The organism is Kordia sp., assembly GCF_022447245.1.
In the GTDB taxonomy this organism is placed as follows: domain Bacteria; phylum Bacteroidota; class Bacteroidia; order Flavobacteriales; family Flavobacteriaceae; genus Kordia.
In genome coordinates this window covers 47127-61084 of record NZ_JAKVBC010000026.1, presented here as the reverse complement: position 1 = coordinate 61084, position 13958 = coordinate 47127, and the positions used below count along the sequence as shown (strand labels likewise).

10 protein-coding genes are annotated in these 13958 nt (G+C 34.5%); 2 read left to right on the top strand and 8 right to left on the bottom strand.

Features of this window, described 5'->3' with window-relative positions; genetic code table 11:
* The 8 genes from MK119_RS16710 to hemH form a co-directional block, all read right to left on the bottom strand.
* The gene (locus MK119_RS16710; RefSeq protein WP_290680907.1) at positions 1–243 is read right to left on the bottom strand and encodes a hypothetical protein; all 243 of its coding nucleotides are present in this window, start codon (positions 241–243) and stop codon (positions 1–3) included.
* A gap of 1 nt (position 244) precedes the next feature.
* Positions 245–613: a hypothetical protein gene (locus tag MK119_RS16705; RefSeq protein ID WP_290680904.1), complete on the bottom strand. Its 369-nt coding sequence runs from the start codon at positions 611–613 to the stop codon at positions 245–247.
* Positions 614–1172: 559 nt separating this feature from the next.
* Positions 1173–1955 carry an enoyl-CoA hydratase-related protein gene (locus MK119_RS16700; RefSeq protein WP_290680901.1) on the bottom strand — a complete coding sequence of 261 codons (783 nt, stop codon included), beginning with the start codon at positions 1953–1955 and terminating at the stop codon, positions 1173–1175.
* Between the two features lie 8 nt (positions 1956–1963).
* Complete coding sequence (locus tag MK119_RS16695; RefSeq protein WP_290680898.1) at positions 1964–3424, bottom strand: ATP-binding protein; 1461 nt, start codon at positions 3422–3424, stop codon at positions 1964–1966.
* A 92-nt stretch (positions 3425–3516) separates the two neighbouring features.
* Positions 3517–4071 carry a CopD family protein gene (locus MK119_RS16690; RefSeq protein WP_290680896.1) on the bottom strand — a complete coding sequence of 185 codons (555 nt, stop codon included), beginning with the start codon at positions 4069–4071 and terminating at the stop codon, positions 3517–3519.
* On the bottom strand, positions 4072–7179 hold the full coding sequence (locus tag MK119_RS16685) for a glycosyl hydrolase (protein ID WP_290680893.1): 3108 nt from the start codon (positions 7177–7179) through the stop codon (positions 4072–4074). It lies immediately after the preceding gene.
* Between the two features lie 278 nt (positions 7180–7457).
* Positions 7458–8798 (bottom strand): MATE family efflux transporter, encoded by a 1341-nt coding sequence (locus tag MK119_RS16680; RefSeq protein WP_290680891.1) that lies wholly within the window; start codon positions 8796–8798, stop codon positions 7458–7460.
* Complete coding sequence (gene hemH, locus MK119_RS16675; protein ID WP_290680889.1) at positions 8798–9835, bottom strand: ferrochelatase; 1038 nt, start codon at positions 9833–9835, stop codon at positions 8798–8800. Before hemH ends, MK119_RS16680 begins: the two co-directional genes overlap by 1 nt.
* A gap of 212 nt (positions 9836–10047) precedes the next feature.
* Between hemH and MK119_RS16670 the strand changes: the two genes are divergently transcribed.
* Positions 10048–13497, top strand: a complete 3450-nt coding sequence (locus tag MK119_RS16670; protein WP_290680886.1) for a TraB/GumN family protein — start codon at positions 10048–10050, stop codon at positions 13495–13497.
* A gap of 110 nt (positions 13498–13607) precedes the next feature.
* The gene (locus tag MK119_RS16665; RefSeq protein WP_290680883.1) at positions 13608–13949 is read left to right on the top strand and encodes a hypothetical protein; all 342 of its coding nucleotides are present in this window, start codon (positions 13608–13610) and stop codon (positions 13947–13949) included.
* Positions 13950–13958 lie beyond the last annotated feature (9 nt).

Below are 13958 nucleotides of genomic sequence, written 5' to 3'. Positions count from 1 at the left end.
CTAGGCACTTACATCAATACGGGTAAAATCATTTATTGAAATAGAAAGTTGTTTTCCTAAAATTGAATGTAGCTCCACAGCTTTGATATTTTCAATTCCTTCAATATTCAATACATCTGAGGTTGGATTTGGATAGATTTTCACACCTGTTAATTCATTTTCTGATGCAGATAATATTCTTAAAAAATTAACTGTACTACAATCATTAGAAACCATAACAAAACGCGTTTGCGTATTTGGCATGCTAAATATACAGGCGTCTTTTAAGACAAAAGACATAACTATTTGCCGGATTTTTAAATACATCACAAGCTACTACAGGAGCTTGTTGTGGAGGCAGTTCGGAGGTTTCAATAGTGTAAGTAATTCCATCATAGCTACAAATATTATCATTGTAAAAAGCTAAATCGTAATTCAAATCTTCTGTGATTGCATTCTGCAAATCGTCACATAATGCATAAGTGTTTATAAAATCAAAGGTCGACTCTAATTCGAAAATAGTTTTTCCTGCATAAGGAGGAATTGTCCAATCATTAAAAGATGAAACAGAAAATTGATATTGAGATAAGATGTTGTCAAAATCTGTAATTCCAGCAGTTCCTGTGTCCTTCAATGTTTAAACCCAACTGGCATTTGTATCTACATTTAACAAAGTATTATGGTATTGTAGGGTCATTGGATCCACATGAAATTGAAATTCATTAAATAAAGAATCAATATCCGCAGAGTTTTGCGGATTGTTATACATTGCTGAAAGTTGCTCTAAATAATAATTGATACGAGGTTGTGATAATTCAGGATTATCATAATCTGGATCGCTGGGATTGTTTTGAATTTAGCGTCAAATTCATAATTGGATGAATGCCGCATTGCGCACTTACCCCAAGAATATATATGCAAAATGCACAGCTTAGTAGTAGTTTTTTCATGTTGGTTGTTTTAGTAAATTGGCTTAGGTAGATATTATAATAACATCAAAAAAAATACTTTTCCCTACTGTAAATTATTATTTTTCTACAATAAACACCAAAAAATCGTACATGTTCATAAAAAACACGAAGAAATACTTGTATGTATCTCAAGGTGTAAATGCTTCTTATTTACTTCATTTTGAAACAAAAAAAAGCCATGATTAAAAAAACCATGACTTTTTATATATTATTTTTTCTTGTCTATTTTCCTGGAAAATCTGCTTTTCTTTTTTCTAAGAATGCCGTTGTTCCTTCTTTAAAATCTTCTGTTCCAAAACAATTTCCAAATTCTGAAATTTCTGTTTCATAACCATTTACACCATCAGTATAATTTGCATTAATGGCTTTGATAGCGCCGCGAATCGCTACTAAAGAATTTCGCATGATTTTACTAGCCAATTTATATGCAAGTGGTAATAATTCTTCTTGTGTAGTTACATGATTTACCAATCCGCATTGTTTTGCTTCTTCAGCACCAATCATTCCAGCAGTCATGACCATTTCCATGGCTTTTCCTTTTCCTACCAACTGTGGCAAACGCTGAGTTCCACCATATCCAGGAATTACTCCTAAAGATACTTCAGGCAAGCCCATTTTAGCATTATCACTAGCTACTCTAAAGTGTGCTGCCATTGCTAATTCCAATCCGCCACCTAGTGCAAATCCATTTACAGCAGCAATAACAGGCGTGCTTAAGTTTTGTACAAAATCAAACAATAATTCTTGTCCTTTTGCCGCTAATTTTCCTCCTTCTTCTACAGAGAAATGTGCAAATTCACTAATATCAGCGCCAGCAACAAAAGCTTTTTCTCCACTTCCTGTCAGGACAATTACTTTTGCATCTACCGAAGCATCCAAAGCTTCAAAAGCATTGTGCAATTCTTGAATCGTATCTCTGTTAAGTGCATTTAGTTTTTTTGGACGATTAATAGTAATCGTTGCAATTCCGTTGTCTTCTTGTACTAATATGTTTTCGTAGCTCATGGTTTTATTTAGTTTTTTGGAAATGACACCCTAAATGTTGTGCCTTCATTTTCTTCAGATGTAAAAGTAATACTTCCATCGTAAGTTTCTACAATATTTTTTACCATTCCGAGTCCTAATCCCATTCCGCTTGTTTTCGTGGTAAACTTTGGCTCAAATATTTTTGGTTCGTTTTCCTTTGTAATACCAATTCCATTGTCTTTTACAGTGATGATAACCATATTGTTTTCTTCAAAGACACGAACATCAATACGTGGCGGACGATCATCTGAAATGGCTTGAATGGCATTTTTTACCAAATTAGTGATAACTCGTATAAGTTGCGTACGATCAAATTTGGCAATAATTTCTTCTTCATCGTACGAATAGTTAATATAACTTTCATTAAAAAGTTCCATCGCCAAACGCGTAATTTCAACCACATTCAACATTTCATTTTGCTGTGCTGGCATTTTTGCAAAGTTAGAAAACGCTGACGCAATGTTACTCATAGTATCTATTTGCTGAATAATTGTCTTGCTATATTCATCTACTTTTTGATGAATTCCAGAATCATTTGGATCAAACTTACGTTGAAAACTTTGTACAGTCAAGCGCATAGGTGTCAACGGATTTTTAATTTCATGCGCAACCTGTTTTGCCATTTCGCGCCAAGCTTGTTCACGCTCGCTTTTTGCCAGTTTTACGGCACTTTCTTCCAACTCATCAATCATACTATTATATGCCGTAATTAGGTTGAATATTTCTTCTCCTGCATTTTCAACAATAATTTTTTCATTGCGTTTATTGAAGCGAGTTTGATCTAGTTTTTCCCCAATTTTCTTCAAGGACTTGGTAATATATCGCGATACATAATAGGCAAATGCAATGGCAATGATAAACATGATGAGATATGCAAAAGCTAAACGTGCTAAAAACTCATTTAATTCATTTTCGAAAGAATCGTCTACCTCAAATTGCAGATTGATAATCCCTAATGGTTTTGATTTTGCATCAGTAATGATATTGTAAGAAGATTGGTATTCTATTTCATTTACAAAAATACTTTCATCTTTAAATTTTTTCTCCTCGCTATCTTGTAAACCATTCAACACTTTGGCAGGCAAACATTCTACAATATTTTCACTTCGTATGGAAGTATCGGACGTAATGATAAAATCGCCTTCAAGACTATATAAGTTGATATTTAATTTAAGAATATCCGCAATTTTGTAGATAGCATCTCTATCTTGGAAAATATATCCTAAGTTTTCAGCATTTACAACATAGGTTGTTTCTTTATTGATTAAATGCTCTACATGCGATTGTACCTGCTCTTGTTTTCTATCTAGTCTTCTATCGTGATATTCACGTGATTGTTCTCTATATTGTTTAATAGTAACGATCGCTATTAAAATAGATGCTACAAGAATCAGAAGAATCATATAAGCAAATATTCGAGAACGTAAAGAAAGTCTAGCTGGTTTCATGAGTGCGGGTTTATCTTCCTTGCTTTCGCGCAATAATCAAGCCAAAAATAAGAATTTTAACATTCACAAAAAATCGTTGAAAATTGAGTCTCCTAAGCTTCTGGATTTTTCTCGCGTATGCGCTTGTAAAGCTTAAATCCTAGCATTAATAGAATTCCTAATACAAAGATTCCAATCACACCAAAAATCCAATTGATGGAGCTTTTTAAAATCACTAAGAAAATTACCGCAAATAAAATTAATGTAGCTCCTTCATTCCACAAGCGCATAAAAGTAGAACTATATCGAACGTCATCGAGTTGCAGCTGCTTATACATTTGATGTGATTTTAAATGATAAATCCATAAGAGTACTATAAATGCCAGCTTAACATGCATCCAACCTAATTGCAATAATGATGAATTGGCCACAAGTAGCAACACTCCAAAAAAAGTTGCCAATATTGACGAAGGCCATCCAATAATAAACCACAAGCGTTTTGCCATGATTTTGAGTTGTTTGCCCAAAATTTCCTTTTCTGGCGATGGTTTGTGAAAAGCTTCAATTTGATATACAAACAAACGCGGAAGGTAAAATAATGCCGCAAACCATGAAACTACAAATATTAAATGTAGTGCTTTTATGTAACCGTAATATTCTAACAACATTTAGTCTTCTATAAATAAGTAATTTAATTTTTTTGCATTAAAGGCGTCGTTAAAAGCTTTGATTTCTGTGTCTACCAACTCATTGAAAGTATTCAATTCTTTATTGATTTTTTGTGTCAATTCATTTTTTACCGCAATGTCTTGTGCCGTTGGCGCAAAATCACCCATGCTTACCAGTGAATTTAAGTGTCCTAATTTGTTCGTTAAACGAATTGGGAAATTCAACGGATCTTGTCCACTACGATTTTTTGTTTGATACAAAGCTTCTTCAATAGTTGTGAATTGTTTTTTCAATTCTTTCGCTTTTTTCACCAAATCTTTTACATTCTCATCATCTTTATATTGCGTTGCAAAAGAACTCAATTTTGCATTAATTTTTCTAATTTTTTTGATGGATTTGTGTGCGTTGTCCATCGTTGCATTGACATCTTTGATAAAATCAAATTGCTTTTGCATATCGGCAAGTGTACTTTCTGCTCTAGGATCTGCCAAAATTGTAAATGGTTTTGTGATTTCTACAGCGTCTTGCCCTTCTTTTTTAACCGTAAGCTTCACTTTGTATTCGCCTGGCACTGCTCTTGGGCCTTGTAAACTTGCCCACCATAAAATCATCCCTTTTAAGCGTTCTGTTCCTTTATAAATGGTATTCCAAACGAACAAATTTGCTCCTTTTTCGACGGTAAGCTTGTCTTTCTTTTTATTTTTTGTGCTGAATTTTTTGATCACATCACCATTTGCTTCCATGTAAGTTAATGAAACCTCATCTGTTGCATCATAATCATTTAGATAAAAATATGTCATCACACCATTTGGATGATTTGTTCCTTCAGTTTTACTACCTTTTCTTGAACCACCTCGCATTCTGTACGTATCTTTTGGTTTGTATAGAATGTTTTCGTTTTTAGTGATATTGTATTGTTGATGAATCACGGTTAAATCGTCAATAACCCAAACACTTCTTCCTTGTGTTGCTACAACTAAATTGTTGTCTTTTACGGTTAAATCTGTAATGGGAACTATAGGAAGGTTCAATTGGAACGATTGCCAGTTTTTTCCATCGTTGAACGAAATGTACATTCCTGTTTCCGTTCCAGCATATAATAATCCTTTGCGTTTTGGATCTTCACGAACCACACGCGTAAAGTGTTCCGAATTGATTCCGTTTGTAATCTTTGCCCACGTTTTTCCGTAATCGGTTGTTTTGTATATGTATGGTTTAAAATCTCCTGTTTTGTATTTTGTTCCTGCTACATAACAGGTTCCAGCATCAAACGCACTTGGCTCAATACTATTGATCATCATCCATTCAGGCATTCCTTTTGGTGTTACATTTTCCCAGTTTTGTCCACCGTCTTGTGTAATGTGAATCAATCCATCATCACTTCCAACCCATAATAATCCTTCTTTTAAAGGTGATTCTTGTGCAGCAAATATGGTACAGTAATATTCTACGGAAGTGTTATCCTGTGTAATCGGTCCACCAGAAGATTTAAGTTTTTCTGGATCGTTTCGCGTTAAATCAGGACTGATAATTTCCCATGATTGCCCTTCATTTTCCGTAACATGTACATGATTGGAAAATGTATATAAGCGATTTGGATTGTGCTTTGAGAAAATAATTGGGAAATTCCATTGAAAACGATATTTCATGCCTTCTGCGCCATGTCCCATTGGATTATCTGGCCACACATTGATAGCGCGTACTGTTCCTGTTTTGTGATTGACTCTGGTTAAGAAACCATCATAACTTCCACCATATACAATGTCATTGTTTTTCGGGTCTACTGCAATATGTGCTGATTCGCCTCCTGCAGTACTTTCCCAATCTTCATCCGAAATAGAATATCCATCCGTTCTATGTGGAATTCGTATGGTAGAATTGTCTTGTTGTGCTACATAAATTCGATATGGAAAGCTATTGTCAGTCGTTACACGGTAAAATTGTGATGTCGGTTGATTATGATACGTGCTCCATGTTTCACCACCATCATATGTAACTTGTGCTCCACCATCATCTCCAATAATCATACGTTTTGGATTTTCTGGTGCAATCCATAAATCATGATGATCTCCATGCGGAGCGTTATACGTATTGAATGTTCTTCCTCCATCCGTACTTTTATGATAACGAACGTTTAGTACGTATACTACATCTTCGTTTTCTGTATCTGCATATACACGCGTGTAATACCAAGCACGCTGACGTAATTTACGTTCGCTATTTACTTGCGTCCATGTTTCGCCACCATCTTCACTTCTGTATAATCCACCTTTGTCTTTGTTTTCTACAATTGCCCAAACACGTTGATTGTTTAGTGGAGACACCGTAACTCCTATAATTCCTAACGTTCCCGTTGGAAATCCTTTTTTGGTGGAGATTTCCGTCCATGTTTCACCACTATCAGTACTTTTCCACAAGGCAGAACCATCACCTCCAGAACTCAAACTGTACGGAGTTCTTCGAACACGCCATGTAGATGCGTATAGAATTCTTGGATTTGTTGGATCAATTAACAGATCAACAACACCTGCATCCGCATTGGCAAAGAGTGTTTTTTTCCAAGTTTTTCCGCCATCTATACTTTTATATACGCCTCTATCATTGGACGACTTATAGATATTTCCCATCACACCAGCGTATACAATATCTGAATTCGTTGGATGAACTGCCATTCTTGGAATGTGTCTTGAGTTTTTTAATCCAGAAGCTTTCCATGTTTTTCCTGCATCTACACTTTTCCATACTCCGTAACCAGAAGATACATTACCACGCACGGTTTTTTCTCCACCGCCAACATACATTACATTTGGATCACTTTTAGAAACTGTAATTGCTCCAATACTTCCTCCAAAATATCCGTCAGAAATATTTTCCCAAGAACGCCCTCCATTGGTAGTTTTCCAAATTCCTCCACCTGTAGAACCAAAATAATAAAGATTTGGCTTGTTAGGGACTCCAGTTACAGCAGCACTTCGCCCACCACGAAATGGACCGACAAGTCTGTATTCTAGATTTTTGTAATAAGTTTCGTCAAAATTTTGCGCTTGTGCTTCAAATTGGCTCGCTATGGTAAGAAATAGCGCCATTGCAATGGTAAAGATTCGCATTTTTTAGGTTGGTTTGGTTTAGCTACTAAAAATACGGATTATTCTTTTTTTGATTATAGGCTTTACCATTTTTTTAAGATTCTCTTAACTATTGATTTGCTTCTTGAAGGATTTGATATGCTGTTTATCGTTGATTTGATTTTTTGTCAATTTACGGTACTCATAACTCACATCTTGCTAGTAGTTTGACGAATTCACGAATGATTTTATACGTACTCATTTGGTGATTGTACTAATTTTCAATGGTTTCCCTAGTCACTCTAAAATATCACTGAATATCACTTAAGTGTGCGTCGTACTTCTCTATTCAGATACCAACCTGTAACAATCGTAGAGAGTAAATCCGCAATTGGGAAAGCAACCCAAACACCAAAGATTCCATAGTATTTTGGCAATATTAAAATTAAAGGAATCAGGAAGAATCCTTGTTTTGTAAGTGTGAGTAATAATGCAGGAATAGCTTTTCCAATGGCTTGAAAGTATCCAGAACCAATCATTTGTACGGCAATTAGTGGTGTGACTAAAAATACCCATCGCAACGCATTTGGAGTATCGCGAATGACCGTTTCGTCATTGGTGAAAATTGCAGTGATTTGTTCTGGAAAAACCATGATGATTGCAAAAATAATCAAGGCTAAACCTGTTCCGTATTTTATTGAAATGTTGATACTTTCTTTGACCCGCACTAGTTTTTTTGCTCCATAATTAAATCCTGCAATTGGCAGAAATCCTTGCGAGATTCCCATCACAGGAAATAACGCAAACATCAACATTCGACTTATAATTCCATAAATGGTTACTGAAGTTTCTCCTCCGTATTGAAATAATGTATGATTCAAAATGATAGAAAGAATACTCACAGTTCCTTGTCGCGCCAAGGTTACGCCGCCTAACTCTGTTATTTCTTTAACAATAGTCTGTTTTAGTTTGAAACATTTGAGTCGGATTTTAAGCTCGCTGTGTTTTGAAAGGAAAAACCAATAGATAAATAGAAAACAGATAAAATATGAAATAGACGTTGCCCAAGCCGCACCAGCCATACCCATATCTAACACATTGATAAATAAGTAATCAAAGAATATGTTTCCGATAGAAGGAAGTATCAACGCTACCATCGCAAATTTTGGTTTGCCTTCTGCGCGCACCACAGGATTTCCTGTCATACATAACGACAAAAACGGAATTCCGTACATGACAATGACATAGTAAATTTCCGCTGGAGCGAGAATTTTACCATTCGCACCAAAGAGCGCTAAAGCTTCTTCTTTAAAAATCAACCCGATGATCACAAAGAAAACCGCCAAACCAAACGACATAACTATTTGATTTCCAAATGTATCCTGTGCTTTGTCATGATCTTCTGCGCCTAAAGCTCTGGAAATAATGGATGCACCACCAACTCCTATCGCCATTCCGATAGAAGCAATTAAAAAAGTTAACGGCACCACTACCGTAATTGCAGCAATTGCCATAGCTCCAATCCATTGTCCTACAAAAATGGTATCGACAACCATATTTAAAGACATGACTAAGATTCCTATCGATGCAGGTAAGGCTTGCGCTATGAGAAGTTTTCCTATGGGCGCAATGCCAAGTTCGGCAGATTTTTTGATTGCCATTAAGCGGTTGCTTCTTCTTTAGAAGCTACACTCCATTCATTGATCCAGCGTGTCATTACTTTTACCCATGCGTCATCATCATTTAAACAAGGAACATGCTGATACTGTTCTCCACCAGCTTCTTTGAATTCTTCTTCACCTTCCATCGCAATTTCCTCTAGTGTTTCTAAACAATCGGCTACAAATGCTGGTGTGATGACTACTAAATTCTTTTTTCCTTCTTCAGGGAAACGTTCAAATTCTTTATCAGTATAAGGTTTTAACCAAGGGTCGCCTCCTAAACGAGATTGGAATGAGTTACTATATTTTCCTTCTGGTAAGTCTAAATATTCGCCCACTAATTTTGTGGTTTCAAAGCATTGATGTCTGTAGCAAAACTCATGTGCTTTTGATGGTGTATTGCAACAACTTCCATCCATTTTGCAATGCGATTTTGTGGGATCTGTTTTACGAATATGTCGTTCTGGAATTCCGTGATACGAAAACAAAATATGATCGTAATCAATGTCTTTGATGTGTGATTTTATTTTTTCAGATAATACTTTGATATAATCTGGATGATTGTAAAACGCTGGCACAAATGTCAACTGCATGTTTGGAAAATGCTTTTGTTGTTCCTCTTTGGTTTTTACAATTACAGTTTCCGAAGATGACATTGCATAATGTGGATACAAAGGTATTGCTAACACTTCATCTACACCTTGGTCGTGTAATTCTTGCAATCCTTTTTGAATACTCATAGATCCATAACGCATTCCTAACGCAACAGGAACTTTGGCACGCGCTTGTACTTTTTCTTGAAAACGCTCTGAAATGATGATTAGCGGAGAACCTTCTTCCCACCAAATTTTTTGATATGCTGCTGCTGATTTTTTGGGGCGCGTATTTAAAATAATTCCTTTTACTAAAAATGTACGCAACCATTTTGGAACGTCAATGACACGTTCATCCATTAAAAATTCAGCTAAATATTTTTTTACGTCTTTAGGGTTTGGAGTATCTGGCGAACCAAGATTAATGAGTAATACACCTTTCATCTGCTTGTTTTAGTTTTCAATCTTTTTCTTAAACACAAAAATACGACTCTATCTTCAATAAATAAACAGACAAGTATAGGAAATCTTTATACACTCATTAAAAAGCCTTTTTTACGCATTATGATTCTGTTAACATGATAGAATTTTTATCTTTAGTACATTAGTTGACATTTTACCGATGACACTTTACCATTAAATTTTCTACTTATTTTATGAAAATATATATTTCACTCTTATTTCTGTATTGCACATCCTTTTTAATTGCTCAAGAAGAAAGGCAAAGTCTTCTCTGGGAAGTTTCAGGAAATGGTATGGAAAAACCTTCTAATTTGTACGGAACGATGCATGTAAGTAAGAAAGTTGCTTTTCGATTGGACGATGTTTTTTTTAAGGCACTCGCTGAAGCGGAAACGATTGCTTTAGAATCTGATCCAACAACATGGCTTGCGTATAATTATGAACAAATGTCAGATACGGATGCATCTTCGATAACTTATGGTGGTGAGAATTTTTACAACCGAAATTTTAATCCGCGCTTTTCAAAGAAAGAAGCCGTACGACGCATTATCCGATTTGACAATAGAATTATTAATGGCTATTTGTACCGAAAACAAGCTGGTGCAGATGATTTTGAAGAAGAAACATACTTAGATATGTTTATTTATCAGGCAGGAAAGAAGCACAACAAACCTATTATCAGTCTGGAAGACATCAAAGAATCTAGATATCTTACTTCGCGCGCTGCCTATAATATTTTAAAGAAAAAACCAGACGAATGGGTTCAAAAAATGTTCAAGAATCAAAACAGATATACAGTCCAAGAAGATGTGTATAGAGACCGAAATATTGAGTTGCTCGATTCTATTGGCGCGGCTGTAAACACCTATTTTTATCGCGAACACATGCTGTACAAGCGTAATGAAAATATGGTCATTGTGATGGATTCATTAATGCAGCATAAAACTGTTTTTGCAGGAGTTGGCGCGGCACATTTAGCCGGAGAAAAAGGTATGCTTCAAATGTTAGAAGATCGTGGTTATACGATAAGACCATTAACCTCTGAACAAACCGATTTTGCACTGAAAGCCAAAGTAAACTTAGAAGATTTACATGTACAACCGTATTTGAATACCTATAGCACACCCGATGGTTTTATTACCATTAAAACCTTTGATGAGCTCAGAGAATTTGTATATAAAGAACAAAAGTTCTACTTAGCGCCCGATATGACAAATGGTGCTTATTTGACTATTACACGCTTAAATACCTACGATCAATTCCCGAATGAGGAAAAAATTACCTTGGAAGAAATTGATCCATTATTATACGAAGATATTCCAGGTGATATTATTTCAAAAGAAGCAATCACAAGTCCATTTCCAGGATTTAGTATTGTCAATAAAACCAAAAAAGGCGACTATCAAAAGTATCATATATACAAAACTCCTTTAGAAATCATCATCATAAAGTTTGGCGGGAAAAAGGATTTTGTATTGCAATATGAAAAGGAAATTTTCGATTCTATCAAGTTTCGAAAACCTTCTGATGCGCTGAAAACATATACTTCTGAATACAATAAATATGAGTTTATATTTCCAGTAAATTATATTTCAGACAATACCAAAAATATTGGAAATAAGTTGCTACAAGCTGCCGTAAATGATGAGTATTATTTCTTTAAAGAAGTATTCAATAATGATACTCGTTATATTGAAGAAGATGCTTTTGAAGCGGAGTACATTCATGATAATTTTTATAAAAAGTTAAACATAAAAAAGCTTGATGGTGCATTTAAAAATTACAACTATAAAAGCTATGAATCGTCTGGAATTATAGATACTATTTCGAAGAAAAAAATCTACCTCAAAACTGTCATAAAAGACGAAAGTTATTATTTACTAGGAATGATTAGTGATGATGCAAAAAAGGCAGAAACGTATTTTAATTCGTTCAGAATTAAAACTCCAAAGTACAAACGATTCAAAACTGTGATTGATACTTCATTATATTTTTCTGTACTTACAAACACCAAACAACCTACTGTGAGACCAGCGTATGATTCACAATACAATTTGGATAAAAAAGCATACGATCAAGAGAAAAAATACATTTCATACACTTCCAAAAGCAATGAAAAAATACTAGTCCGAAGAATAAAATATCACGACTTACAAATGTTTCACAATATTGATAGTTTGTGGGCTGGCATGGAACGTTTTTATGAGTATAATTTTGTGATTGAAAATAAAAAAAGTGCACAAAAAGACGATATGTACTACAGCACATATATACTCAAAGATACTGCTAGTGCAAAGCGTATATATCACAAGAACATTTTGAAAAAAGGTGTTTTATACAGTCTTTCTACACTCGAAGATTCTATTTCGGATCGTTCTGAATTTGTAAAAAACTTCTACGAAACGTTTACGCCGCTTGACACCTTGCTAGGAAAAGATGTGTTTGTTGACAAAACCAATATTTTCTTTAATGGTATTAAAGAAAATGACAGTATTGTTCTTAAATCGTATGCAAAAATTAAATTCAAGGATAAACACGCGGATCCAATTATTTCTTTGCTAAAAAAACATGATTTTCCAGACGATCGTGAAAACATCAAAAACTATTTAATCTTTTCTTTAGGAAAGCTTAAAAATCCACGAATCTATCCTTTTTTAAAAGAATTGTACGTAGAAGCGTATGATAAGCCAAAAACGCAAACAGCCATATTGAGAACTTTGCTAAAACACAAGGAAAAAGATTCCTATGAAATGATTCTGGAGTTATTAGAAAAAGATTTTCCTCTAGATTCAAGAGCAACAAACAGATTGTTTAAGACAGGGAAAGACAATTTGGAATTGAAAAAAGAATTGTTTCCCGAGTTGCTAAAGTATTCAAGTATACAAGAGTATAAAACTCCTATTTATGAACTGTTAACGCAATTAAGCGATAGTAGTCTCATTAAACCAAAAATCTATAAAAAATATAAAAACCAATTGTTGAATGACGCCAAAATTGAAGTGAAGCGTAACTTAGGAAAATCGTCATACAATTATAAAAGTGGTTTGGCTTTAGAACGATATGTAAAATTGTTATTTCCGTTTAGAAAAGACAAAAACATTAAAGATTTTTACCAAAAATTGATCAAAACAGAAGCAAGATCGGCATTGACAACTTATGTTGCTTTATTAGCCGAAAACAATGAGCATATTCCGCAAAAACTCAAAGAAAAAACATTTTTTAATGACAAAGCTTTAGCTTCGACTTTATGGAAATTGGCTGAAAAAGACTTGCTTGCTATTGTACCTGATTCACTGAAAACACAGCAACGCTATGCAAAAGCAGGATTGGTTAGTCGTATTGGGCTCGATAAAGAGAAAGACACTATTTCGTTTGTAAAAACGATTAAAGTGCAGAACCAAGATGGAGATATCACCATTTATTTCTTTAAAGTAAAAGAAGAAAATCGCTACCGTGAAACAAATAAACTGTATCATGTTGCGTTCCTAGACAAACCAACATTGAATACAGAACCGTATTTGGTCACCAAAACAAGAGGTGAGCGTATTTATGGCGAAGAAATTGATGAAGAAATGTTTGAAGATGCTATAGAACAGGTGAAATATAAAAGACGAAAACGCATTAGTGCAAGCGGAAGGTATTGATTTTATTGGACGAATTTAAAGCTTTATATCTCTTAAAGCAAAAGCTTTTCAATCCGAACTTTATTCAGTATTTATTTTGTTATTGAATAATTCAAAACGCTCACTGTTGAATGGCAAATATATTCTCGCATATAAATTTTTGTAATGGAAAATTGTCTGCCACGAAGGCAGTATTATTACTGTATGTTCCTTTGGAAGATCAAAAACATAATTTATTCGAAGATATTTTACAAGTAAGTTATACAAGCAAAGACTTAATTTATGTGCTTGATATCGGCTGGCATTCTGAGGATTTTGAAGTCTCTAAAGACAGCTTTTTTGCGGTAAAAGTTATTGTAAATGAAGACTGGTCTAATTTACTATATTATAAAAAAGCTAGCAGTGTAATCGAGTTGAAAAACTTAATGGAAACAGCAATTAGTTTAATAACAAAGCAGCTAGCGCAAGTTTAAAACTTGCAC